Genomic DNA, 25,936 nt, shown 5'->3' on the forward strand with positions numbered 1-25,936 from the left:
CTTACCTCTATTATACGACTTTACACAAATAAAAGCCCTTAGAAACTTATGGTCTAAGGACTTTGTCTTCAATCTGAAACCATCGCCTGTTGGCGATGGTTTTTTTGATGGTTGTTCGTTTTCGTTTAATTTGGAGATGTATACTTCTGAATTAAGAGATTCTCCACCCACATAGCTGAAAAATGCAACCATATAGAAAAAAGAAAAGGCAAAGGCTCCAATCTTTGATAGACTCAGGAGGTAGCGTTACAAATACAAATTGGAGGAAATGAAATGACAGAATGTAGTCAAAAAGAATTGGCACAGATTGTAGGAGGAGGAGGTTCTCGCCCAAATGTGGTTCAAGGTCAGTCAGATAAGATTGAGATTGGACGTCCTGGATTTGTGAAGCGACCACCGCTCGCTCGTATTTAAGACATGATAGAGTTCTAGGATGAAGTGTTCTGAGAGTTAGATCTTAAGGCAGATTGGAACTCGGTAGAAAGGATTAAATGAAAGGGTAAATGCAATGAGTAAGACAGACAGATTGTTTCAACTAGCGACAATTGGAATTCTCTGCATCAATTTTGCGCTTTTTAACGTGGGACTCCCAACGGATTTAGTGGGCCACCTATCGGATGATTCTTATTATGGCTTGCTCCTCTTGTTGATAGGATTGATTGGGGGGGTAGCCGTTACACTCTTGGTAAAGAGTCGTCGCTGGGACTTGTACGGGAAATTCACCTTTAAAGCTTCCTATTTGGCGGTGTTTGTGCTTGTTTTTCTTGCTCACTTTTTATGGGATATGTTTTCTGCAGCGGTATTTCCGCCCACTAAGAATTCCATAGCCCTTGCAGAAATATCTAGTGATTTGTCAGGCTGGGCCTTGGTGTTGATACGCTATGTCTATGCCTGCTTGCTGGCTCCCATTGTGGAAGAGCTAGTTTTTCGTGATTTGGTCATGACGGCTTTGGCACCTTATCAGAAGTATAAGCTGGATATGCTTGTTTCGGCCTCCTTGTTCAGCCTCTCGCATGTCTGGCAGCATGGCTGGGATTTGCCAAGCTTTATCGTCTACTTGGTACCGGGCCTGCTATTTTGTGCGGTCTTGCGTTATACCAAATCGATTTACTGGGCTATCCTTCAGCATGCCTCTTGGAATAGCTTCCTTACCCTCTTATCCCTCCTGGTCAGTGGGATTTAAGTAAGGGGAAGGAGTGGCAGGGGCCTTTATCCATCATCAAAGAAGCAGTCAAAACTGCTTTTTTGCATGCAGTCAAAACAACTATTTTTTCTAACTTTTGAAATATTATACAGTTAAGCGTTTACATTTTTCCGTAAAGTGCTATAATTTAATATGAAGAATAACATTTTATACAGAGGTGATCCATATGAAAAAAGGGAAGCTACTCTTAGCCACCGGCGCTCTGCTTTTGTCTGTAAGCGCACTGGTAGCCTGCTCACAAGGAGGGAAATCTTCAAGTTCGGACAACCAGGTCTTTAGTTATGTATATACGCAAGATCCGGATACTTTGGATTATTCACTCTCTAATAAACGGTCAACTTCAGAATTTACAGGTAATGCTGTGGATGGTTTGTTAGAAGTTGACAAATACGGCAACTTAATCCCATCTCTTGCTAAGGATTGGACTGTTTCAAAAGATGGTCTGACCTATACCTATAAACTTCGTAAAGGGGTTAAATGGGTGACCGCTGAAGGGGAAGAATTCGGAGAAGTTAAGGCCCAAGACTTTGTGACGGGGCTTCAGCACGCAGCGGACAAGAAATCTTCGGCCCTCTATCTCGTCCAACAATCTATCAAAGGGTTGGATGATTATGTCTCAGGGAAAACCAAAGACTTCTCAACAGTTGGTATCAAAGCTGTCGATGACTATACGGTTCAATACACCTTGAACCAACCAGAAAGTTTCTGGAATTCAAAAACCACCATGGGCATTTTGATGCCAGTCAATAAAGAATTCTTAGATTCTAAGGGAGATGACTACGGTCAAGGTACGAACCCTTCTAGTATTCTTTATTGTGGTCCTTATTTGATTAAAGCTATCACCTCTAAATCTGTTGTGACGCTTGAAAAGAACCCAACCTATTGGGATGCTGATAATGTAAAAATTTCTAAGGTTAAGCTGACCTATTATGATGGACAAGATTCAGAATCTTTGATCCGTGGATTTGATAACGGAGACTATACCTTTGCCCGTGTCTTCCCAAATGGCTCTAACTATAAGAGTGTAGAGAAGAAACACAAAGATGACATTGTCTTCAGTGACCAAGGATCCTCTACTTATAACTTGTCTTTCAACATTGACCGTCAAGCTTATGAGATTACGACTAAAACTACAGATGCTCAAAAGAGCTCAACCAAGAAAGCAATCTTGAATAAAGACTTCCGTCAAGCCATTATGTTTGCCTTCAACCGCAAGGCCTATGTAGCGCAAGCCAATGGGGAAGCATCTGCAGACAAGGTCATCCGCAACACCTTCACTCCTCCAAACTTTGTTCAAATTGATGGCAAAGATTTCGGTGAGTCTGTAGAGAAAAACTTAGAAGAATATGGTGATGAATGGAAAGGTGTTTCTGTCGAAGATGGAAAAGATACCCTTTACAATCCAACCAAGGCCAAGGAAGAGTTTGCCAAGGCCAAAGAAGCTCTTCAAGGCCAAGGGGTAGAGTTCCCGATTCATTTGGACCTCCCTGTTTCATCCACCTATACAGAAGGAGTCAAGCAAGCTCAATCCTTTAAACAGTCGATCGAATCTACCCTAGGAGCAGAAAATGTCGTCATCGACTTGAATATGGTATCTGAGGACGATCTTAATCGAGTGACCTACTTTGCTGAAAATGCTTCTCAACAAGACTGGGATTTGAACAACAACTTGGGTTGGGGTCCAGACTATACCGATCCATCTTCTTACCTAGATATCACAAACTCTAAGAATGGTGAAAATACAAATTCTTACTTCGGATTTGATGCTGGTACTAATAACGCAGCTGCTAAAGAAGCTGGTTTTGATGAATACGATCAATTGATTGAAGATGCACATAATGAAACAAAAGATGTCAATGACCGCTATGAAAAATATGCTAAGGCTCAGGCTTGGTTGACTGATAGTGCCCTCTTAATCCCGATTCATTCAGATGGTGCCTCTCCAGGTGTTCGTAAGACAGTTCCATACACAGCTGCCTTTGCTTGGACAGGACACAAGGGTCAAACCTTCAACTACAAGTACTTGGAATTGCAAGACAAAGTTTTGACAACCAAGGAGTACGATGAAGCGCGTGAACAATGGAAGAAAGAAAAAGAAGAATCCAATAAGAAAGCTCAAAAAGAACTAGAAAGTCACGTAGAAGACTAGGAGTTTAAGAGCGATTGTATATTGAACAGGGAAGAGAGTGGGACAGAAATCGGTAATTCGTTAGAATTTGATTTCGTCGTCCCACCTCCGCAGACAATTGAGAGGCTAGGACTTTGTCCCAGCCTCTTTTTGGTGGATAGAACCTTTAAAAATCCCCTAAAAATGGTATAATAGGAGCATCACGAAAATTGGAGAGACAGCATGAGTTTTTACAATCATAAAGAAATCGAGCCTAAGTGGCAGAAACACTGGGCTGACCATCACACCTTTAAGACAGGAACAGACGCTTCAAAACCTAAGTTTTATGCGCTTGACATGTTCCCTTACCCATCTGGAGCGGGTCTTCACGTAGGACACCCAGAAGGATACACAGCGACTGATATCCTCAGCCGTTTCAAACGTGCACAAGGCTACAACGTCCTTCACCCAATGGGATGGGATGCCTTTGGTTTGCCTGCAGAGCAATATGCGATGGATACAGGGAATGACCCAGCTGACTTTACAGCGGAAAACATTGCCAACTTCAAACGTCAAATCAATGCGCTTGGATTCTCTTACGACTGGGACCGTGAAGTCAATACTACAGATCCAAACTACTATAAATGGACACAATGGATCTTCACTAAGCTTTACGAAAAAGGTTTGGCTTATGAAGCTGAAGTGCCAGTAAACTGGGTTGAAGAATTGGGAACAGCCATCGCCAACGAAGAAGTCCTTCCTGATGGAACGTCTGAGCGTGGAGGCTATCCAGTTGTCCGTAAACCAATGCGCCAATGGATGCTTAAAATTACTGCCTATGCTGAGCGTTTGCTCAATGACTTGGATGACCTTGATTGGCCAGAGTCTATCAAGGACATGCAACGCAACTGGATTGGTAAATCAACTGGTGCCAATGTCACTTTCAAAGTGAAAGGAACAGACAAGGAATTCACCGTCTTTACGACACGTCCAGATACCCTTTTTGGTGCGACTTTCACTGTTTTGGCGCCTGAGCATGACTTGGTAGATGCTATCACAACACCTGAACAAGCTGAGGCTGTAGCTGATTACAAACACCAAGCTAGCCTTAAATCAGACTTGGCTCGTACAGACCTTGCCAAGGAAAAGACAGGGGTTTGGACTGGCGCTTATGCCGTAAACCCTGTCAATGGTAAAGAAATCCCAATCTGGATTGCTGACTATGTTCTTGCTAGCTACGGAACAGGTGCTGTTATGGCCGTACCTGCCCACGATGAGCGTGACTGGGAATTTGCTAAACAGTTTGATCTTCCAATCGTAGAAGTGCTGGAAGGTGGCAACGTTGAAGAGGCTGCTTACACAGAAGATGGCCTTCACGTCAACTCAGACTTCTTGAACGGTCTTAACAAAGAAGAAGCGATTACCAAAATCGTGGCTTGGTTGGAAGAAAAAGGCTTTGGTCAAGAAAAAATCACTTACCGTCTTCGTGACTGGCTCTTTAGTCGTCAACGTTACTGGGGTGAACCAATCCCAATCATTCATTGGGAAGATGGAACTTCGACAGCTGTTCCAGAAAGTGACTTGCCACTTGTCTTGCCAGTAACCAAGGATATCCGCCCTTCAGGTACTGGTGAAAGCCCATTGGCTAACTTGACAGACTGGCTGGAAGTGACTCGTGAAGATGGGGTCAAAGGTCGTCGTGAGACCAATACCATGCCACAATGGGCAGGTTCAAGCTGGTACTACCTCCGCTATATTGACCCACACAATACAGAGAAATTGGCCGATGAGGACCTCCTCAAACAATGGTTGCCAGTAGATATCTATGTGGGTGGTGCAGAACACGCCGTGCTCCACTTGCTTTACGCTCGTTTCTGGCACAAATTCCTCTATGACCTCGGTGTCGTTCCAACTAAGGAACCATTCCAAAAACTCTTTAACCAAGGAATGATCTTGGGAACTAGCTACCGTGACCACCGTGGTGCTCTTGTGGCGACTGACAAGGTTGAAAAACGTGATGGTTCATTCTTCCACATGGAAACAGGGGAAGAATTGGAGCAAGCACCGGCTAAGATGTCTAAATCCCTCAAGAACGTGGTGAACCCAGACGATGTGGTGGAACAATACGGTGCTGATACCCTTCGTGTCTATGAAATGTTCATGGGACCACTTGATGCTTCAATCGCTTGGTCTGAAGAAGGATTGGAAGGAAGCCGTAAATTCCTTGACCGTGTTTACCGTTTGATTACAAGTAAAGAAATCGTTGCGGAAAACAATGGCGCTCTTGACAAGGTTTATAACGAAACTGTTAAATCTGTTACTGAGCAAATCGAGTCTATGAAATTCAACACAGCCATTGCTCAGCTCATGGTCTTTGTTAATGCTGCTAACAAGGAAGATAAACTCTATGTGGATTACGCCAAAGGATTTATCCAATTGATTGCTCCATTTGCGCCTCACTTGGCAGAAGAACTCTGGCAAACAGTCGCAGAAACAGGTGAGTCTATCTCTTATGTAGCTTGGCCAACATGGGATGAAAGCAAATTGGTTGAAGACGAAATCGAAATCGTCGTTCAAATCAAAGGTAAAGTCCGTGCCAAACTCATGGTTGCTAAAGACCTTTCACGTGAAGAGTTGCAAGAAGTAGCACTTGCTAACGAAAAAGTCAAAGCAGAGATTGATGGCAAGGAAATTGTGAAAGTAATTAGTGTACCGAACAAGCTTGTCAACATTGTTGTGAAATAACCAATAAAAAACAGTTGAAAATTATTTCAACTGTTTTTCTATATTAATGACGTCGGGCTAAGTCAGCTCCGAATTTATACCCTGCATTAAAGACGGATACGAAAAAGTTCGCAACTCCTGAAATCGCAACGATTTCAGCTAGGCCGACACCGCCCTTTGTGTTTTCTAATTCTTCAGTTGTTAAAAGTTGTAAATTGTTCATTGCTTTTCTCCTTTCTGATTCCCCGATATGCAATGATGAGGATCCAAATAACAAGAATCCCAGAAAGTAAATCACTCACTCCATAAGTTTCAAATGGGAGTGTGAGATAGTGAAGGTCGTGTAAGATTTGTAGAACTGCTAAAAAGATTCTAGAAAAAAGTAAAGTAGATATCGTGATGATATGGAATATGCGTCTTTTTTTCATCGTTCTTACCTATGGACGATTAGCTAGATATCCTAGTCCTGCTCCTGCAGCAAAAACGAGTCCGATACTACTGACAGCAGTTGCAGCAATTTTCCATGTAGCTACCCCTGCAATGACAGCTGGGATAAATCCACCTTGAATAGAGGCTAGTTCATGATCTGATAGTATGTCATCAGAATGAATAGAAATTGTGTTCATCTATCTTCTCCTTTCTTTGAAGAAAATTTCTTCTTCATCTATACTATTCGTAAAAATTCTAGAAAACTTCTCCTTATTTGAAAAATCTAGAAAAAAGTTGAAAGTCACCTTCAGAGTATGATAAAATAAGGAACTATATTAGCTATGAAGAGATTGGAGAATGAGCGATGAAGAAACCAGTGATTGGGATTACGGGCAATCAACGCCCTTTCCGTGAAGAGGATGGAATGTACCTCAGTTATACACCGACAGGCTTTGTTCAGGGGGTTCAAGAAGCAGGAGGTATCCCTCTGATCCTTCCGATTGGAGACCCAGCAACGGCTGAGCACTATATTTCCTTGATTGACAAGCTGATCATCACAGGTGGTCAGCATGTTTCTCCTCAGTTTTATGGAGCAGAGAAGGAGATTGTTAGCGATGATTACTTGCTCGAGCGTGACCTTTTCGAGTTGGCCTTGATCAAGGAAGCAGTAGCTGCAAAGAAGCCCATCTTTACGGTTTGCCGAGGCATGCAGCTCTACAATGTAGCCATGGGCGGGACACTTTACCAAGATATCGACCATCACTGGCAGGAAAATCCTGCCAGCGAAACTAGTCATTCAATCGAAACAGTTGAAGGGACTGTTTTGCGGGACTTATTCGGAGAAGTTGGTCAGATCAATTCCTACCACCATCAAGCGATCAAGGATCTAGCCCCTCATCTAGAAGTGATTGCTGTTAGTCCTGAAGATCAGATCATCGAAGCAGTGCAATCATCCCACGGGACAGCCTTTCTCGGGGTTCAGTGGCATCCAGAACTGCGTTATCAGATAAGTGAAGGAGACAAGGCTCTCTTTGATTATGTCGTTAATCAACTATAATAGAAACAAAACACGTTAGAAATCGGGTCTTCTGATAGCTAGCGTGTTTTTTCTATAATCTGCGTAAAAATGACTGAAAATAGTCACTAGGAAGAGAGCTGAAAGGGAGTATAATAGAGAGGAAGACAATGAGAGAGGATAAACACATGATCAACTTTCCACAAGATTTTTTATGGGGGACTTCGACATCTGGTCCTCAGACAGAAGGGCGCTTTGCCGGAGATGGTAAGGGGGACAACCTCTGGGACTACTGGTATCAGGTAGAGCCTCATCGCTTTCGCTTCCAAGAAGGACCTGGCTTAACTTCGACCTTTTATGAAAACTGGGAGGAAGACATTGAGCTTCTAGTCGAGACGGGGCATACTGCCTTTCGGACCTCCATCCAATGGTCTCGGATTTTCCCTGAGGGTCGTGGAGAAGCCAATCCAGCAGGAGTGGCTTTTTACCGCCAAGTTTTTGAATGCATCAAGTCCAAAGGTATTCACTTGATGGTCAATCTCTATCACTTTGACCTTCCTTTTGCCTTGCAAGAAGAAGGAGATGGCTGGGAAAATAAGGAGACGGTCTACGCCTATCGCGACTATGCTCGTTTCTGCTTTGAAACCTATGGAGACTTGGTCGATCAGTGGATCACCTTTAATGAACCCATTGTTCCTGTAGAGTTTGGTTACTTTTATGATGCCCATTACCCACACAAGGTGGATGCCGCTGCAGCAGTTAAAGTTGCCTACCATACCCAGTTGGCAAGTAGCCTTGCTGTTCAGGCCTGTCATGAGGTGGATCCAAACTATCGAATTGGAGTGGTCTTAAACTTGACGCCAGCCTATCCGCGGAGTCAGCATCCAGCAGATGTCAAGGCGGCACGAATCGCTGAGCTCTTCCAAGCTAAATCCTTCCTCGATCCGTCTGTTCTTGGGACTTACCCACCAGAGTTGGTAGAGATTTTGCGGGAGCGTGCTCTCTTGCCAGAGGTGGATCCAAATGACTTAGAGCTGATCAAAGAACATACAGTCGACTTCTTAGGGGTCAACTATTACCAACCAATGCGTGTCTCTGCGCCCCGTTATGCGCCAAACCCAGAGTCTCCTATGTTGGTCGAGCAGTTCTACGAACCCTATGTCATGCCAGGAAGAAAGATCAACCCACATAGAGGCTGGGAGATCTATGAGCAAGGCTTGTACGATATTGCCCAAAATATCAAAGAAAATTACAACAACATCGAGTGGCTCCTAACAGAGAATGGAATGGGAGTTGAAGGGGAAGAAAAATTCCGTCAAAACGGGGAAATTCAAGATGACTACCGGATTGACTTCGTCAAAGACCACCTGCGTGAATTGCACCGAGCTATCCAAGATGGGGCCAACTGTAAGGGCTACCTTATGTGGACCTTTATCGACTGCTGGTCTTGGCTCAATGGCTATAAAAACCGCTACGGCCTTGTCGAATTAGACCTAGCCACTCAAGAAAGACGCCTGAAAAAATCCGGTCATTGGTTCCGTGAATTGAGCCAGCAGAATGGATTTGAAGAGTAAGTTTTTGAGGATTCTGTTATCTAAGTACGATAGGCCCGTTCATTTCAGTAAATGACTGACTAGTTTTATTTTCGGAAGTGTGGAACTCCATCAGATGCAGATGTTTCTGACGGCATTCTTCATTTCCGATTTTTCATTTAGTGCTGGAAAAGGTTCAAAACCCTTCAACTTCAATATGTGCTATAATGAAATCAGAAGAAAAGGAGCTTGTATGATGGATTTTAAAACAGAACTAGGACAAAAAGTACAAACTCTACGTGAAAGTAAGGGATTAAGTAGACAAGCAATCTGTGGTATTGAGGACCTATTAACGACGCGCCAACTCCAGCGAATTGAAAAGGGTCAGTCTTTGCCAACGATTGCAACAGCGAAGTATATTGCTGAGCAACTAGGTGTTTCTTTGGATGCTTTGACAAATCAAACTAGTTTGGAATTACCTGCAGAATATCTGAATTTGAAGTATCAACTACGGACGTTATATCATTATGGAGATCAAGATCGTCTTCATCGGCATGAAGAAATTATTGAGGATATTTACGAAAACTATTTTGATAATCTGCCAGAGGAAGAAAAACTGTCTGTCCAGGTCGCCCAAGCTACGGTTGATATGATTGGATCCAAAAATCCTTCTTTTGATCAAGGTTTATTAGATGAGTATCTAGAGCAAGCCATGAAGAAAAAAGAGTTAAGTCTCAACGATGTGGAGATTATCAAATTGCGCTTGCTTTCTTTGGCTTTGGGAGCCTTTGATCAAGATGAATTTATACACTTAGTAGAGAAAATCTTACTTGCGATAGATTATTTCCCCTTATCAGAATTGGAAATGCTACAAAACACTCTTATCTCAGCTGCAGGTGTGTTAGCCCATTATGGGATATACGACAGATTGCCAGACATTGTTAAAGCCTTAAATGATATTATGACAAAGAGACATGATTTTCAGGATAATATTTTTGTTTATGCATTAAATTGGAAAGTTGCTTTATTTATAGAAGATGACCTAGAAAAAGCAAAAGATGATTATCAAAAAGTATGCTTAATGGCTGACTTATTATCTGAGGATCTAGTGAAGAGAAACATGCAAGAAGAATGGAAAGAGGACCTTGCAAAAAAAGGTCTAAACTACACTGAGGTATAGAGGAGCATTTTTCCTTTCGTCTGTTGTTCTTGAAAAATATAAAATAAACATTGAGAGAGTGGGACAGAAATCGGTCATTCGTTAGAATTCGATTTCGTCGTCCCACCTCCGCACAGTTGAGTAGGGCTGTAAAAGCTGATGAAATCAGCGTAGTAGAGCCCACTCAACCACTGCGTCTTGCTCGACAATCCAAAGACAATTGAGAGGCTAGGACTTTTGTCCTAGCCTCTTTTTGGTGAAATTGATGATTAGACTGGACATGAATGTCCTCACGTTAGAGGATAGAAAATAGGTATACTGAGATTACAAGGAAAGAAAAAAGGATCTTGGTGTCAGAAAATGGAAATTAGATTACACAATGTAAAGAAAAGCTACGGTTCCTTTGAGGCTTTGAAAGGAATTGATTTAGTTCTTGAGGAAGGTAAATTTTATGGACTTCTTGGACCAAATGGCGCAGGGAAAACAACACTTTTTAATTTATTAATTAAAAATTTTAAGCCTAGTTCAGGAGAGATTTTTTGGGAAGTAGATGGAAAATCTTTGTCAACGAAAGATTTTTATCGACATATCGGTATTGTATTTCAAAGCAATCGTCTAGATGATCATTTAACGGTAGAGGAAAACTTAGTATCTCGTGGAGCTTTGTACGGGTTATCAAAATCACAAGTACAAAAACGTATTACAGATTTGCAATCTTATTTAGACGTGGCAACTCTTAAAAAGCAGAAATATGGAAGTTTGTCAGGAGGACAAAAACGGAAAGTAGATATTGCCCGAGCTTTACTACCACAACCGTCTTTACTGTTGTTAGATGAGCCGACAACTGGTTTAGATCCACAATCTCGTCATGATTTATGGGAAGCAATCAATCAGTTGAACAAAAAAGATAATATGACAGTCGTTCTTATCACTCATTATTTGGAAGAGATGGCTGCTTGTGATATCTTAAATGTTTTAATCGAAGGTAATTTGTATTATTCAGGAGATATTGCCAATTTTATTGAAAAGCATTCAACCACTAACTTGAATGTCACTTTAAAACCTGGTCAATCAGTAAAATCGTTATCTGTATCTAAATTTGTAAATAAGTGTCAAGTTCTTTCTGAGGAAAAAGTTGTATTTAAGAATGTTTCAGTTGAAGAAATGATGGAGATTATTTCAGAAAATCAAGGAAAATCAATTATTGAAACATTTAATGTGGAGTACTCCAATTTGGAAGCTGCTTATTTGAACTTACTAAAAGCAAAAGGAGGAGAAGGGAATGCTTGAATTAATTGCTAGAAATCGGAAAGTCTATACACGAGATCGATTAGCTTTCTTTATGTCCTTCTTATCAGTCATCATCTTAATCTTGGTTTATCAAGTCTTTTTAGGACAAATTCAGATTGATGCCATCAAGGAGGCTTTGAATAGTGATACCGCCTCTACGGATACCATTCAGATGGTCAATTATTGGTTAATCTCAGGATTAACAACTATTATTTCAATGACCAGTACTCTTGGTGCATTTGGCGTAATGGTTTCAGATAGAGAAAAGAAGTTGAGTGAGGACTTTAAAGTCAGTCCAGTATCTAACTTTAAGGTTGAATTAGCCTATGCAGTTTTTGCAATTCTATTTGGGATTATTATGACCATGTTCTCTTGTGTTTTTGCAATTGGTATGTTTAATGGTTTTAGTTCTCTTCTTGATTATTCAATGACTGATTACTTATCAATTTTGGGGGTTACCTCCTTAGGAACGATCTTATCTGCGGCTATTATTCTTCCAATTTTGACTTTTATCCGAACTAGTTCAGCTTTTACAACTTTGAGTACCATAGTTGGAACCTTTATCGGCTTCATTTCTGGTGTTTATCTTTCAATTGGATCCGTAGGAGAAACCTTGCAACAGGTCATGACCTGGTTCCCTTTAACACAAGTGAATGCACTACTAAAACAGATTTTAATGAAAGATGCAATTAGTAAAGTCTTCGATCATGCACCGTCTACAGTAATTACGAACTACAAAGAGTCTTATGGTGTAATCTTGCAGAATCCTAGTGGGGAACATTTATCGAATCAGTTCATGTTTGCCTATATTTCTATTATGATAGTTGTTTTGCTAGGAGTTCATTTTATGATTAAGAAGGTAAAAAAATGAAGTGATGCTTATGAAATGATTGGATACGCATTTAGATAAGTTGGAATCAATGACGATCTTAAAATAAGCCAATCATCCTAACCTATCACTAAAAAAGTTGATAGGTTTTTCTTAAGCCTTCCTTAACTAGACCAATTTCTGGGATTTTAAAGGTTGACAAACAGGAAAAAGCATTGTATACTGACTCCGATGATGATTTTTCTATCGAATCAGACTAGACCAATTTTATAAATTGGCTAAGAAAATAAGGGAACTCAAGTATGGATACCTATTTTCTTTCATTTTTATAGAAGGAGAAAGCACAGCTTGTCTGTGTCGTATATACTATGTGTGGAATTGTTGGTGTTGTTGGAAACACAAATGCAACAGATATTTTGATTCAAGGGCTTGAAAAGCTCGAATACCGTGGTTATGATTCGGCTGGAATTTTTGTTCTAGGTGGTGCTGAAAGCCATTTGGTCAAGGCTGTTGGTCGTATTGCAGAATTGTCTGCTAAGACAGCTGATGTTGAGGGGACAACTGGTATCGGACATACTCGTTGGGCCACTCACGGAAAACCAACAGAAGATAACGCTCACCCACATCGCTCTGAGACAGGACGTTTTGTCTTGGTCCACAATGGGGTGATCGAAAACTATCTTGAAATCAAGGAAGAATACCTTGCGGGTCACCACTTTAAGGGACAAACGGATACAGAAATCGCCGTTCACTTGATTGGAAAATTTGCAGAAGAAGACAGCTTATCAGTTCTTGAAGCCTTCAAAAAAGCTCTTCATATCATCCGTGGTTCTTATGCCTTTGCCTTGATTGACTCTGAAAATCCAGATGTCATCTATGTAGCCAAGAATAAATCACCACTCTTGATTGGTCTTGGAGATGGCTACAACATGGTCTGCTCAGATGCTATGGCTATGATTCGTGAGACCAACCAATATATGGAAATCCATGACCAAGAGTTGGTAATTGTGAAAGCTGATAGCGTCCAAGTACAAGACTATGATGGTAACAGCCGTGAGCGTGTTAGCTACACTGCTGAACTTGACTTATCAGATATCGGTAAAGGAACTTACCCTTACTACATGCTCAAGGAAATCGATGAACAGCCTACGGTAATGCGTAAACTCATCCAAGCTTATACAGATGAGGCTGGTCAAGTAGTCGTAGACCCAGCTATCATCAAGGCTGTTCAAGAGGCAGACCGCATCTACATCCTTGCAGCTGGAACATCTTACCACGCAGGATTTGCTTCTAAGAAGATGTTGGAAGAATTGACGGATACACCAGTTGAACTGGGTATCTCCTCTGAGTGGGGTTATGGGATGCCACTTCTCAGCCAGAAACCACTTTTCATCTTTATCAGTCAATCTGGTGAAACAGCTGATAGCCGTCAGGTTTTGGTTAAGGCCAATGAAATGGGAATCCCAAGCTTGACAGTGACAAACGTGCCAGGATCAACCCTTTCACGTGAAGCCAACCATACTATGTTGCTTCATGCAGGTCCTGAAATTGCTGTAGCATCAACTAAGGCTTATACAGCCCAAATCGCAGCCCTTGCTTTCCTTGCAAAAGCGGTTGGTGAAGCAAATGGCAATGAAAAAGCCAAAGCTTTTGACCTGGTTCATGAGTTGTCTATCGTGGCTCAGTCTATCGAGTCAACCCTTTCAGAAAAAGAATTGATTGATGCTAAGGTTCGTGACCTTCTTGAAACAACACGCAACGCCTTTTACATCGGACGTGGTCAAGATTATTATGTAGCCATGGAAGCCAGTCTCAAGCTCAAAGAGATTTCTTACATCCAATGTGAAGGTTTTGCGGCTGGAGAGCTCAAGCACGGAACCATTGCCTTGATTGAGGATGGAACACCTGTTTTGGCCCTCTTGTCAGACCCAGTTCTTGCTAACCACACTCGTGGAAATATCCAAGAAGTGGCAGCGCGTGGTGCTAAGGTCCTCACCATCGCAGAAGAAAATGTTGCCAAAGATACAGACGATATCGTTCTTACGACCGTACACCCTTACCTCTCACCAATCTCAATGGTCGTACCAACACAATTAGTCGCTTACTTTGCAACCCTCCACCGTGGACTTGATGTAGACAAACCACGGAACCTTGCTAAATCCGTAACAGTAGAATAATCTAAGAGAGAGCGGGACAGAAATCGGTAATTCGATAGAATTCGATTTCGTCGTCCCACCTCCGCACAGTTGAGTAGGGCTGTAAAAGCTGATGAAATCAGCGTAGTAGAGCCCACTCAACCACTGCGTCTTGCTCGACAATCCAAAAACAATTGAGAGGCTAGGACTTTTGTCCCAGCCTTTTTTTAATAAGCAAATTTTTTGCAATTATAACTAATTAGTGATAAAATCCCAAAATAACTAATAATGAAACGAGTAAATCAGTATGGTAGAATTAGGAATTTCAACATTTGGTGAAACAACAGCCTTAAATGGGACTGGACAAGTATACAGTCATGATGAACGAATCCGTCAGTTGGTGGCAGAGATAGAGTTGGCTGATAAGGTTGGTTTGGATGTGTATGGCATTGGGGAGCATCATCGGGAGGACTTTGCGGTATCAGCGCCAGAGATTGTCCTTGCAGCTGGTGCGGTGAATACCAAGAAGATTCGTTTGACCAGTGCTGTCAGCATCCTCTCGAGTATGGATCCCATCCGTTTGTTCCAACAATATGCCACCATCGATGCCCTTTCAAACGGACGTGCGGAGATTATGGCTGGGCGTGGTTCATTCACCGAGTCCTTTCCTCTGTTTGGCTATGACCTGAAAGACTATGAAGCCCTCTTTGATGAAAAATTGGACCTGCTTCAGCTGGCAAATGAAAGCACCAAAGTGAACTGGCGTGGACAATTGACCCAAAGCATTGCTGGAAAAGAAGTCTATCCACGTCCAGTTCAGGAAAAATTGCCTCTGTGGGTAGCGACAGGAGGGAACGTTGAGTCAACCATCAAGATTGCCCGTGCTGGTTTGCCGATTGTCTATGCGATTATCGGTGGCAATCCTCGCTATTTTAAAAAGTTGATTCAAGCTTATCGTGAGATTGGAAGCGAAGCGGGTCATGCTGACAAAGACTTGAAAGTGGGAGCCCATTCTTGGGGGTGGATTGCTGAAGATGGCGAGCAGGCAGTGAAAGATTATTTCCATCCGACCAAGCAAGTGGTGGATGCGATTTCTAAAGACCGTCCGCACTGGCAGGAATTGCGTTATGAGCAATATCTTGAGCAGGTGGGGCCAAATGGCGCTATGTTTGTGGGAAATCCAGATCAAGTAGCAGAAAAAATGATCCGTATGATTGAGGATTTAGGCTTGGATCGCTTTATGTTGCACTTACCGCTTGGTTCTATGCCACATGATCAAGTTCTTCGAGCTATTGAACTTTTTGGAACGCAAGTCGCACCAAAAGTGCGTGCTTACTTTGTCATGAAAGAAGGGTAATAAAAACCCATGAAGGAAGAAACTTCATAGGTTATTTGTTTGATGGTGGTAAGACATACTCTTGGATAGCTTGTGCTACGCCGTGCTCTTGGTTGCTACTGGTGACAACTTGAGCTTCCTTTTGGACGGCTTCAGGAGCATTTCCCATGGCAACTCCAAGTCCAGCCAGACGAATCATGGGGAGGTCATTGAAGTGATCCCCGATGGTCATGACCTGTTCTAAAGGGACCTGGTAATAAGCAGCCAGTTCAAGGACAGCATCTCTTTTTGAGACGGACTTGGCGGTGACTTCTAGGTAGTTTTCCTTTGAAAGGTAGAAAGCAGTCTGAGGAAATTCTTGTGGATCCAGCTTCTGATAGAGTTCTTGAATGTTCTGAGTATCGCCGATCAAGAGCAATTTATGTAGATGGAGAGCATCGTCAGAGAGGGTCTGAGAAAGGGGCTGTATCTGTGGCGTCTCACCAGTAATCGAAGCCTCAACTTGGGTCCACTGGTCCTCTCTGGAGTTAAACCAGACTGACCCACTATAACAATTAATCGAAATGCTGGAATCTAGTTCTTCCACACGATGGAGGAAGGTGCGGATCTCATCTTTGTTCAGGCTGTGTTCAAATAGAATCTCTTCTCCCTTGACGATGAGAGCTCCATTATAGCAAGCGATTGGTTCCTGGTGGACGCCCAATCTTCTTGCGATAGGAGCAATCCCGATAGGAGAACGAGCCGATGCCAAGATAAAAGGAATCTTTTTTTCTTGGAGCTTGGGGATGAGTTCGATGAGGTCGGGATCGACCTGATGCTGCTGGTCCAGAATGGTTCCGTCAATATCACTGACAATTAAACGAATGGAAGACATAGGCACCTCCTTTTTCTTTAGTATACCATATTTTAGGAGAATGAAAAGGAGGGGTATAGTTGATTCTTATAACGGGGTCAAGTAATTTTCAAAGTAGGTTCCTTTCTTCAAAAATAAAATAATAGATCAGAATGCGCGCAAGGCTTTATTTTCAAGGGCTTGCGCTTTTTTTGATACCTACCTCAATAAAGAAATTTTAAGGCCTTGATAGGGAAAATATATTAGTCAGCTACTTTTCGAGGTGATATCATGGTTACAAATTTCAGAAGGGCAGCAATCAGTCTTCCTTTTGGAGAAGAGATTGAGGAGGTTTCACGGTATGAGTAAAAAAGAATTGGTTCTTCGTGCCATTCGAGGCGAAGCAGTAGAGCGAATTCCTGTAGGATTTTGGCTCCATTATGTGACCCAAGAAGAAAAAGAATTGGGGCTAGACAATCCAGCCGTACTTGAAAAGAGTATCAAAGGACACCAACACTATGTTGAAGAAATTTCCCCTGATTTTGTCAAGATTATGAGCGATGGCTTCTTCCGCTATCCGAGTGCTCTTTATTCGAGAGAGATCACATCAATCCAAGAATTAAAGGATATTCAGCCCATCGGAGAGCATCATCCTTGGATTGAAAAACAAATTGAAGTGGTCAAGGAAATTCGTTCTCATTTTCATGAGGAGATTGCTTCTTTCTACAACATCTTCTCGCCCATTTCTTATTTGAAACGCTGGTTCCGGACAGATCATTCTCGCGGGGATCAAGTGATTGCGGACTTTATCAAGGAAGATCCAGAAACCTTGGCCCATGTACTTGATGTCATTGCTGAAGATATCGCTATTCTTAGTCGCCGCTTGATCCAAGAAGCGGGAGTGGAAGGGATTTACTTCTCAACTCAGCAGATCCAAGATGAGCGCGTGACAGATGAAGAATACCGCAAGATTATTGAACCGAGCAGTATCGCTGTCCTAGAAGCGGCCAATGAAGCGGGTGGCATCAATATCCTTCATATCTGTGGCTTTGAAGGAGCTAGCAATGAAGTGGAACTCTTCAAGGATTATCCAGCTCAGGTTATCAACTGGGCGACCCATCATGAAGGGATCAGCTTAGCAGAGGGGCGCAAGCTCTTTGGCAATCGCGCCGTCTTGGGTGGCTTTGTCAATGGTAAGAAAGGCTTGCTCTACCAAGGGGAACGAGCAACTATCGAGCAAGAAACCCGTCGCTTGGTGGCAGAAGCTGGAAGTCGCGGTTTGATCCTTGGAGCAGACTGCACCGTGCCAGACGATTTCCAATTGGAACGTCTTGATTGGGTGCGCCAAGCAGCTGTCTTATAAAAGAGAAAGGAGAGGGAGATGAAAAAAATCAATATTTGGTGTCTGATGCTGGTAGCTTTATTCCTAGTCCTAGGACTCGCAAAAGTTGCTGCCGCTAGCAGTCAAGAGGAAAGCAAAACGGATCCGGATGTGGAAAGACTGGAGAAAATTCCAGCTCATAGTCTCTCCCTCATTCGCCCGTCTGATCTAGCAGGAGTCCTGCTCCTAGAAGATCAGTGATAAAAAAAGATGAAGGGCTTGATAAAAAATATATATTAGTCAAATAAAAGTCCAAGTGTTAAGATAACTAGCAAGAAAAGAATAGAACGAGGTAAGAACATGTCCACAAAAAGAGAATTAGTTTTAAAAGCTTTCAGAGGGGAAGCGGTTGACCGTGTGCCAGTTGGCTTTTGGCATCACTTTACAAGGGAAGAAGAATGGTTGAAAGGTTTTTCCAATCCTGAAATTATTGAAAAAAACCTCAATGGTCATAAAAACTTCCTACACAAGGTCAAACCAGACTTTGTCAAACTCATGAGTGATGGCTACTTTGCTTATCCAAACCCAGCTATTTACAAGGGCCTTGAAAACATCTCGGATTTAGCAGGGATTGAACCCCTTGGAGCAGATCATCCATGGATCACAGAGCAGGTAGAATTGGTCAAAAAAATTCGCGCTGGTTTTGAAGAGGACATTGTAGCAATCTACAACATCTTTGCTCCAGTGACCTACTTCAAATGGTTGGTCGGAGAAGTGTCAGGTGGAGATGACTTGATCGCCAACTTTATCGATCAAGATGCAGCCACTCTTAAAAAAGTATTGGATACCATTGGCCAAGATATTGCAAGTTTGAGCCAACGAATCATTAAAGAAGCTGGAGCAGACGGGATCTACCTCAGTGTTCAAAGCATCCAAGATGCGCGTGTCAGTCAGGAAGTTTACAAACAAGTCATCGCGCCTAGTGAACTCCATGTCTTAGAGACAGCTAAGGAAGCCGGTGGCGTAAATATTCTTCATATCTGTGGCTACGAAGGAGCTCGCAATGATATCCATCTCTTCACAGACTATCCAGCCCCAGTCATTAACTGGGCAGTCGGACCCGAAGGGATTAGCCTAGCAGAAGGACGCGAAATCTTCGGTGGACGCACGGTTCTCGGTGGTTTTGAAAATGGCAAAACTGGTCTTCTCTACACAGGAGACAAGGCTGCCATCCAAGCAGAAACCAAACGCATCATAGCAGAGACAGGAACCACAGGCTTGGTCATCGGTGCGGATTGTACTATCCCAAGTGACATTGATGAAGAACGAATCGAATGGGTTCGTGAAGCTGCAGCAGAATAAGGAAAATAGAAAGCGAGAAAAGAGAATATGAGTAAAAAAACATGGATTATCGGTGGGGTGGCTGTTCTTGCCCTTGCAGGTGCAACGATTATTGGTCGAAGCTTGAACCACGCAAACGACAGCAAAGAATCAACAGGATCTAATAAAGTAACAACCTTGAAAGTGGCCCACACGCAAAACTACGTGCCGTATGATTTCGTTGATGAAAAAGGGGAATCAGATGGCTATGAAGTAGCTGTGCTCAAAGCTATTGACGAAAAGCTACCAGACTACAAGTTTGAGTATACTGGAACGAGTGACGACGACCTCTTGATTGGTCTAGAATCTGGTAAATACGATATTGGAACCAAAGGAGCTTGGTATACCGAAGAACGCGCCAAGAAATTTATCATTCCAAAAGAACCAATCGGAGCCAGTATCATCGGATTTACCGTACGGAAAGAAGATGCGGATAAATACAAGAACATCGATGATTTTGCTAAAGAAAAAGGAAAATTGGTTCCAATTTCACCACAAAATGCCCAATGGAATGTCATCAAAGAATACAATGAAAAGCATAAGGACCAACCAATCGAATTAACAGCTGCAGAATCTTTCAAAGTCGCAGATGCCTATGCTTGGGTTCTGGAAGGACGTTACGACGGCTTCTTTGACATCAAACTTTCCTTTGAAAAAGCTGTCACAGATAAAGATGGTTCTTACCACCAATATGCAGACAAACTGAGCTGGTTTGCCTACAAAGGAATTCCAACTTACCCATTGATTCATAAGGATAAGAAAAACGAAAAATTTGCGGAAGCCTACAGCAAGGCCATCAAAGAATTGGAAGAAGATGGGACGCTTGCTAAACTATCCGAAAAATATTTCGGTGAAGATGTCTTCAGTTATGTAGATAAAGAAAAATAAGAAGAAACTGGGTGCGCATAGCCCCAGCTTCCTTATTTCTATACGGATACAGAAAGGAAAAGAAACATGGTCTCATACGACATTTCCAAGGTCTGGACTTTTCTCCCAACCTTGGTCCAAGCCCTACCAGCGACCCTAGCTTTGATGGTGTTAACGACGCTTCTAGGTTCGGCATTTGGCTTGGTTTTGACCTGGGCACAAGTATCAGAAGAGAAGGTAGGAGCAGGTCTGGCCAAAGGCTATGTCTTTACCTTGCGTTGTACCCCTCCGATTGTCTTGCTCTTTTTGGTCTTTTATGGACTGCCCCAATTTTTGAACTGGTGGTTGGGCATTGACATTGACCACTGGTCCAAGTTTGTCTTTGTCCTGATTGCCATGTTTCTTCTCTTTGCGGCAATGATTTCTGAGGTCTTTAAGGCAGCCTATTTGGCCATTCCAAAAGGTCAGATGGAAGCGGGCTTGAGTATTGGTTTGACACCAGCTCAGACTATTTGGCGGATTGTCCTTCCACAAGCCTTTCGCGTGGCTCTTCCAAATATGACGACTGCCATCTTGAACCTCATGCGCGATGCGGCATTGGCTTATACCATTGGCTTTATCGATATCATGGGAGCAGGAAACAACTTGATCAGTCGCAATCTTGGAAATTATTCCCTCGAGACCTATACAGCCGTAGCAGTGATCTACTGGGCTATTGCCCTTGTGATTTCCTTCTCCGCTCAATTGCTTGAAAAACGACTCAGTGTAACAGAAAGGTAGCTTATGGATTTCAATTTTATTAGTAAAACGTTTCTAGCCACCTTGGGTGGCGTTCCAGTGACCCTTCTGATCATGGTCGTATCGATTCTCTTGAGTTTTTTTCCAGCCCTCTTTTTGGCACTCGGCCAGATCTATAAGGTCAAAGGGGTTCGCAGTTTCTCAGTGGTTTACTTAGCCTTTATCCGCGCGACACCTCCAATTCTCTTGATTCTCTTCTTTTATAGTCTCTTTCCCAGTCTCTTAAATAGCTTTTTTAAGAGCATAGGCAGTCACTTTAATGTCTTTGAGATCAATCCCATTTACTATGCCTTTATCATCTTTAGCTTGATGACGACAGGAAGTCTAGCTGAAATTTTACGGTCAGCCATTCTGACGGTGGATAAGGGCCAGCTAGAAGCAGCGCAAGCCATTGGCTTGACCAACCGCCAAGCCTATATCCGCATTGTTTTTCCACAAGCCTTGCGTGCGGCCCTGCCTAATCTGTGTAACCTGGTCATCAACTTGGTCAAAGGAACCTCCCTTGTCTTTGTCATGACCATCAAGGATATCACCGCCATTGCCAAGGTCGAAGCCTCTTATGGCTATCAATATTTTGAATCCTATTTAGTGATTTTTATTCTTTATATTGTCATTTGTGGGGTGATTCAGTGGGGATTCAACCTCTTAGAAAAACGCCTGACACTCGCATAGAAGAAGGAGAAATGAGAAGATGTTAGAAGTAGAACACGTATCGAAAAAATTTAAGGACCACCAAGTCTTGGTAGATGTTAATCTCAAGGTCAACCAAGGGGATGTCGTCGTTATTTTGGGTCCATCTGGATCAGGAAAAACAACCTTCCTTCGCTGCCTCAATCACTTGGAAAAGGCAGACACAGGCCGTTTGACTTTGGGTGGAAAAGAGTATGATCTCTCAAAGCTCAGCAAAAAAGAAATTCTAGAAATCCGCCAAAAGACAGCCTTTGTCTTCCAGCATTACAATCTCTTTGCTAATAAAACAGCGATTGAAAATATCTTAGAGGGCCTGATTGTGGCTCAGAAGATTCCAAAAGAAGAAGCCATCCAACGGGCAGAATCCGCCCTTGAAAAAGTCGGCCTCCTCGCTTATAAGGATTACTATCCTTCTCAATTGTCAGGTGGTCAGCAGCAACGGATCGGGATTGCGCGTGCCATCGCAGTGAAACCCGACGTGATCTTGCTGGATGAGCCGACCTCAGCGCTGGACCCAGAGTTGGTCGGGGATGTACTAGCTGTTATGAAGCAACTAGCCCAAGAAGGAGTGACCATGGTTGTCGTAACCCATGAGATGAGCTTTGCGCGTGATGTGGCCAATCATGTCATCTTTATGGATGGTGGACACATCATCGAAGAAAACGAACCCCATGAATTCTTCAACAGTCCAAAAGAAGAACGAACCAAACAATTCCTTTCACGGATTCTATCCGATGCCACCTACAGCGTCGAATACATGATTTGATAAGAGGCACACCCTGGTAAGGGTGTGTTTTTTTGATTCGGAAAATTTTTTTAAAAAATGCAAAAAAATTATGTAAAAAGTGTTGACAAAAAAATCAGTCTGAGTTATAATAATTTATGTAAACAAAAAGAGGTTGGAAAATCTCAAGAGTTTACAAGATCAATAGTGGAAAGGAGATGGTAATATGCTATTTCCAAAATATAGAAAACTAATTGATAAAAGAAGAAATACAAGATCCTAGCCCTCGAGGCTATTCATTTAAAAGTAAAATAAAATTATGTAAAAAACATAAAGTAGCCAAATCGGCTACTCATTTTCAAGAATAAATTAAAATTATGTAAAACGAGGTAATAACTATGAACAACAACTTTAACAATATGGATGATCTTTTCAATCAACTAATGGGAAACATGGGTGGTTTTCGTTCTGAAAGCCGTCGCTACATGATCAATGGTCGTGAAGTAACACCTGAAGAATTCGCCATTTACCGTCAAACTGGTCAACTTCCAACTGAAGGAAGTGAGCCCGTGCAACACCAACAAGGCAAAGGCATGAAACAAGATGGGATCCTTGCGAAGCTTGGTCGTAACTTGACCGAAGAAGCTCGTGAAGGTAAGCTAGATCCAGTTATTGGACGTAATAAAGAAATTCAAGAAACTTCTGAAATTCTTTCTCGCCGTACTAAGAACAATCCTGTTCTTGTAGGGGATGCGGGTGTTGGTAAAACAGCCGTTGTAGAAGGCTTGGCCCAAGCTATCGTGAATGGTGACGTTCCAGCAGCCATCAAGAACAAAGAAATTATTTCCATCGATATTTCTGGTCTAGAAGCTGGTACGCAATACCGTGGTAGCTTTGAAGAAAATATCCAAAATATGATCCAAGAAGTCAAAGCCATGGGAAATGTCATTCTCTTCTTTGATGAAATTCACCAAATCCTTGGTGCTGGCTCAATCGGTGGTGATAGTGGATCTAAAGGTCTTGCGGATATCTTGAAACCAGCTCTTTCACGTGGTGAATTGACCGTGATTGGGGCAACGACTCAAGATGAATACCGCAACACTATCTTGAAAAATGCAGCTCTTGCACGTCGTTTCAACGAAGTCAAGGTCAATGCTCCATCTGCTGAAGATACCTTCAAGATCCTCCAAGGAATCCGTGAACTGTATCAACAACACCACAATGTGGTCTTGCCAGATGAAGTCTTGAAAGCTGCTGTTGATTACTCTGTTCAATACATTCCACAACGTAGCTTGCCGGATAAGGCCATTGACTTGGTCGATGTGACAGCTGCTCACTTGGCAGCACAACACCCAGTGACAGATGTACATGCGGTTGAGCACGAAATCCAAGCGGAAAAAACTAAACAAGAAGAAGCTGCTGCAAAAGAAGATTACGAAGCAGCCCTTAATGCAAAAATTCGGATCGAAGAATTGGAAAAACAAATTGCTAACCATACAGAAGATCACAAGGTGACTGCAACTGTCAATGACGTAGCTGAGTCTGTCGAACGGATGACTGGTATTCCTGTTTCTCAAATGGGGGCTACGGACATCGAACGTTTGAAAGATATGGGTCACCGTTTGCAAACGAAAGTTATCGGTCAAGACAAAGCCGTTGAAGCTGTTTCAAAAGCGATCCGTCGGAACCGTGCAGGGTTTGATGAAGGTAACCGTCCAATCGGTAGCTTCCTCTTCGTCGGACCTACTGGTGTTGGTAAAACAGAGTTGGCTAAACAATTGGCCCTTGATATGTTTGGTACCAAAGATGCCATCATCCGTTTGGACATGTCAGAATATAGCGACCGTACAGCCGTATCTAAATTGATCGGTACAACTGCAGGTTATGTAGGTTACGATGACAACAACAATACATTAACTGAACGCGTCCGTCGTAATCCATACTCTATCGTCCTTCTTGATGAGATTGAAAAGGCGGATCCTCAAGTGATCACCCTTCTTCTTCAAGTCTTGGATGATGGTCGTTTGACAGACGGTCAAGGGAACACGGTCAACTTCAAGAATACAGTGATTATCGCCACTTCAAACGCTGGCTTTGGTTACGAAGCGAACTTGACAGAAGATGCGGACAAGCCAGAACTCATGGATCGTTTGAAACCATTCTTCCGTCCAGAATTCTTGAACCGTTTCAACGCTGTGATTGAATTTTCACACTTGAGCAAGGAAGACCTTTCTAAGATTGTTGACTTGATGTTAGTAGAAGTGAACAAAACTCTTGCTAAGAAAGACATCGACTTGACAGTGAGCGATGCTGCCAAAGAATACATGACTGAAGAAGGATATGATGAAGTTATGGGTGTTCGTCCACTCCGTCGTGTGGTTGAACAACAAATCCGAGATAAAGTGACAGACTTCCACTTGGATAATCTTGATGCTAAACACTTGCTAGCAGATATGGAAGATGGAGAATTGGTTATTAAAGAGAGTGGAAACTCAGAAGAATAACTAGGGCATCTAGCACCATAAACGAGAGAAAATCAGTTTGAAAAAGGAGGCTAAGAAAAAATTCTTAGCCTTTTTTTATGTCAACAAAAGAAAAATATATAAGGTATAGTTTTATCGTTTTTTTTCCCAGAAAGTGAAAAATGATAAAAAATAGGTATGATTTTTCATAAATTGGTGCAAAATACAGTATGAAAATGCCTTAGAAAGCGTCTGTAAGCAAGATTTTCTTATAAATGAACAAATAAATTATATAATATATAAAAGACTAAATTTAAGGGGATAGGATGATTTTATGAAAAATCCAATTGATATTTATTCGACAAAAGATTATAAGAAAGTTGAAGCTGTCGTTCAATTGATGGTGGATGGAAAGGTGACAAGTTATAGAGTAGCGACTGAGACAGATATTAGTAAGATGAGTCTAGCTACCTTGACAAAAGGAACCAGTAAAATTAAAAACATTACCTATCAAACAGCCATGTTGTTGATTGAATGGTATGATAAAAATCATGAAAAATATGGAATTGCAATCGATTAGCAAAAACCTATTTTTTATGGTTTTTTCTTTTTCTAAAAAAGGAATTACTAGAAAAGATGTTCGAATCGAATAGAGGGCAGACCACCTCAATCTACCGACTTATTTTTTGAAAATCAAGGGTTCGTATTGAAAATGCCTATAAAATTTGCTATAGTAGAGCATATATGATTTAAAAAGGAGAAATGGTATGCAAAGTGGTACAACCTTGCTATTTATGCTTGCGCTAATGGTCGGAATGATGTTCTTCATGAGCCGTAGCCAAAAGAAACAATACCAAAAACGGATGGAAAGCTTGAACAAGCTTCAAAAAGGGTATGAAGTGATTACCATCGGTGGTTTGTATGGAACAGTTGATGAAGTAGACACTGAACGGAAAACCGTTGTCTTGGATGTGGATGGCGTATACCTCACATTTGAATTGACAGCTATTAAAACAGTTTTGCCAGTTTCAGAAGGGGTGACAGCTGGTGCAGTTGAAGGCGCTGGTGACTCAGATTCTATCATCGACGGTGAATAATAAGA

The 25,936-nt window shown here is 42.2% G+C and carries 24 protein-coding genes; 21 read left to right on the forward strand and 3 right to left on the reverse strand.

Annotated features, from left to right (window positions below; all coding sequences use genetic code 11):
• Window positions 1-273 precede the first annotated feature (273 nt).
• From ABT997_RS08650 to leuS, 4 genes are all read left to right on the forward strand, one after another.
• Window positions 274-414: a bacteriocin gene (locus ABT997_RS08650; protein WP_006595056.1), complete on the forward strand. Its 141-nt coding sequence runs from the start codon at window positions 274-276 to the stop codon at window positions 412-414.
• Between the two features lie 94 nt (window positions 415-508).
• Window positions 509-1,183 carry a CPBP family intramembrane glutamic endopeptidase gene (locus ABT997_RS08655; RefSeq protein WP_006595055.1) on the forward strand — a complete coding sequence of 225 codons (675 nt, stop codon included), beginning with the start codon at window positions 509-511 and terminating at the stop codon, window positions 1,181-1,183.
• A 187-nt stretch (window positions 1,184-1,370) separates the two neighbouring features.
• Window positions 1,371-3,353 carry a peptide ABC transporter substrate-binding protein gene (locus ABT997_RS08660; RefSeq protein WP_343094199.1) on the forward strand — a complete coding sequence of 661 codons (1,983 nt, stop codon included), beginning with the start codon at window positions 1,371-1,373 and terminating at the stop codon, window positions 3,351-3,353.
• 201 nt (window positions 3,354-3,554) lie between these two features.
• The gene (leuS, locus tag ABT997_RS08665) at window positions 3,555-6,056 is read left to right on the forward strand and encodes a leucine--tRNA ligase (RefSeq protein ID WP_350019164.1); all 2,502 of its coding nucleotides are present in this window, start codon (window positions 3,555-3,557) and stop codon (window positions 6,054-6,056) included.
• A gap of 43 nt (window positions 6,057-6,099) precedes the next feature.
• On the opposite strand, the gene ABT997_RS08670 is transcribed toward leuS, so the two are convergent.
• Both ABT997_RS08670 and ABT997_RS08675 read right to left on the reverse strand, forming a co-directional pair.
• Window positions 6,100-6,258 carry a class IIb bacteriocin, lactobin A/cerein 7B family gene (locus ABT997_RS08670; RefSeq protein ID WP_048717604.1) on the reverse strand — a complete coding sequence of 53 codons (159 nt, stop codon included), beginning with the start codon at window positions 6,256-6,258 and terminating at the stop codon, window positions 6,100-6,102.
• 214 nt (window positions 6,259-6,472) lie between these two features.
• Window positions 6,473-6,661: a class IIb bacteriocin, lactobin A/cerein 7B family gene (locus ABT997_RS08675; RefSeq protein WP_048690331.1), complete on the reverse strand. Its 189-nt coding sequence runs from the start codon at window positions 6,659-6,661 to the stop codon at window positions 6,473-6,475.
• A 167-nt stretch (window positions 6,662-6,828) separates the two neighbouring features.
• Here ABT997_RS08675 and ABT997_RS08680 point away from each other — a divergent pair, with 167 nt between their 5' ends.
• The 7 genes from ABT997_RS08680 (at window position 6,829) to ABT997_RS08710 (ending at window position 15,781) form a co-directional block, all read left to right on the forward strand.
• Complete coding sequence (locus tag ABT997_RS08680) at window positions 6,829-7,521, forward strand: gamma-glutamyl-gamma-aminobutyrate hydrolase family protein (RefSeq protein WP_048788718.1); 693 nt, start codon at window positions 6,829-6,831, stop codon at window positions 7,519-7,521.
• Between the two features lie 146 nt (window positions 7,522-7,667).
• Complete coding sequence (locus tag ABT997_RS08685) at window positions 7,668-9,053, forward strand: glycoside hydrolase family 1 protein (RefSeq protein ID WP_164978302.1); 1,386 nt, start codon at window positions 7,668-7,670, stop codon at window positions 9,051-9,053.
• Window positions 9,054-9,264: 211 nt separating this feature from the next.
• Window positions 9,265-10,191, forward strand: coding sequence for a helix-turn-helix domain-containing protein (locus ABT997_RS08690; protein WP_233436522.1), 927 nt, complete (start codon window positions 9,265-9,267; stop codon window positions 10,189-10,191).
• Window positions 10,192-10,530: 339 nt separating this feature from the next.
• Window positions 10,531-11,460, forward strand: coding sequence for an ABC transporter ATP-binding protein (locus ABT997_RS08695; protein WP_350019165.1), 930 nt, complete (start codon window positions 10,531-10,533; stop codon window positions 11,458-11,460).
• Window positions 11,453-12,331, forward strand: a complete 879-nt coding sequence (locus ABT997_RS08700; RefSeq protein ID WP_350019166.1) for an ABC transporter permease — start codon at window positions 11,453-11,455, stop codon at window positions 12,329-12,331. The genes ABT997_RS08695 and ABT997_RS08700 overlap by 8 nt, the downstream gene beginning before the upstream one ends.
• A 326-nt stretch (window positions 12,332-12,657) precedes the next feature.
• The gene (gene glmS / locus ABT997_RS08705; protein WP_350019167.1) at window positions 12,658-14,466 is read left to right on the forward strand and encodes a glutamine--fructose-6-phosphate transaminase (isomerizing); all 1,809 of its coding nucleotides are present in this window, start codon (window positions 12,658-12,660) and stop codon (window positions 14,464-14,466) included.
• 265 nt (window positions 14,467-14,731) lie between these two features.
• Entirely contained in the window at window positions 14,732-15,781 is a 1,050-nt protein-coding gene (locus ABT997_RS08710; protein ID WP_006595044.1) for an LLM class flavin-dependent oxidoreductase, read from the forward strand.
• Between the two features lie 31 nt (window positions 15,782-15,812).
• Here ABT997_RS08710 and ABT997_RS08715 read toward each other — a convergent pair whose 3' ends face one another.
• Window positions 15,813-16,634, reverse strand: a complete 822-nt coding sequence (locus tag ABT997_RS08715) for a Cof-type HAD-IIB family hydrolase (RefSeq protein WP_350019168.1) — start codon at window positions 16,632-16,634, stop codon at window positions 15,813-15,815.
• 319 nt (window positions 16,635-16,953) lie between these two features.
• Here ABT997_RS08715 and ABT997_RS08720 point away from each other — a divergent pair, with 319 nt between their 5' ends.
• The 10 genes from ABT997_RS08720 (at window position 16,954) to yajC (ending at window position 25,931) form a co-directional block, all read left to right on the forward strand.
• Window positions 16,954-17,955 carry a uroporphyrinogen decarboxylase family protein gene (locus ABT997_RS08720; protein WP_006596959.1) on the forward strand — a complete coding sequence of 334 codons (1,002 nt, stop codon included), beginning with the start codon at window positions 16,954-16,956 and terminating at the stop codon, window positions 17,953-17,955.
• Window positions 17,956-17,973: 18 nt separating this feature from the next.
• A complete protein-coding gene (locus ABT997_RS08725) occupies window positions 17,974-18,174 on the forward strand; it encodes a hypothetical protein (protein WP_006595041.1) in 201 nt (66 codons plus the stop codon).
• 99 nt (window positions 18,175-18,273) lie between these two features.
• A complete protein-coding gene (locus ABT997_RS08730) occupies window positions 18,274-19,275 on the forward strand; it encodes a uroporphyrinogen decarboxylase family protein (protein WP_006595040.1) in 1,002 nt (333 codons plus the stop codon).
• Window positions 19,276-19,302: 27 nt separating this feature from the next.
• Window positions 19,303-20,181, forward strand: coding sequence for a transporter substrate-binding domain-containing protein (locus ABT997_RS08735; RefSeq protein ID WP_006595039.1), 879 nt, complete (start codon window positions 19,303-19,305; stop codon window positions 20,179-20,181).
• 66 nt (window positions 20,182-20,247) lie between these two features.
• Window positions 20,248-20,940: an amino acid ABC transporter permease gene (locus tag ABT997_RS08740; protein WP_350019169.1), complete on the forward strand. Its 693-nt coding sequence runs from the start codon at window positions 20,248-20,250 to the stop codon at window positions 20,938-20,940.
• A 3-nt stretch (window positions 20,941-20,943) separates the two neighbouring features.
• The gene (locus tag ABT997_RS08745) at window positions 20,944-21,630 is read left to right on the forward strand and encodes an amino acid ABC transporter permease (RefSeq protein WP_006595037.1); all 687 of its coding nucleotides are present in this window, start codon (window positions 20,944-20,946) and stop codon (window positions 21,628-21,630) included.
• A 19-nt stretch (window positions 21,631-21,649) separates the two neighbouring features.
• Window positions 21,650-22,414, forward strand: a complete 765-nt coding sequence (locus tag ABT997_RS08750; protein WP_350019170.1) for an amino acid ABC transporter ATP-binding protein — start codon at window positions 21,650-21,652, stop codon at window positions 22,412-22,414.
• A 356-nt stretch (window positions 22,415-22,770) separates the two neighbouring features.
• Window positions 22,771-24,876 (forward strand): ATP-dependent Clp protease ATP-binding subunit, encoded by a 2,106-nt coding sequence (locus ABT997_RS08755; RefSeq protein ID WP_006595035.1) that lies wholly within the window; start codon window positions 22,771-22,773, stop codon window positions 24,874-24,876.
• Window positions 24,877-25,168: 292 nt separating this feature from the next.
• The gene (locus tag ABT997_RS08760) at window positions 25,169-25,414 is read left to right on the forward strand and encodes a hypothetical protein (protein WP_006595034.1); all 246 of its coding nucleotides are present in this window, start codon (window positions 25,169-25,171) and stop codon (window positions 25,412-25,414) included.
• A 187-nt stretch (window positions 25,415-25,601) separates the two neighbouring features.
• A complete protein-coding gene (gene yajC, locus ABT997_RS08765; RefSeq protein ID WP_006595033.1) occupies window positions 25,602-25,931 on the forward strand; it encodes a preprotein translocase subunit YajC in 330 nt (109 codons plus the stop codon).
• The last annotated feature ends 5 nt before the right edge of the window (window positions 25,932-25,936 follow it).

The sequence above is a fragment of the Streptococcus australis genome (genome assembly GCF_040226615.1).
Taxonomy (GTDB): domain Bacteria; phylum Bacillota; class Bacilli; order Lactobacillales; family Streptococcaceae; genus Streptococcus; species Streptococcus australis_E.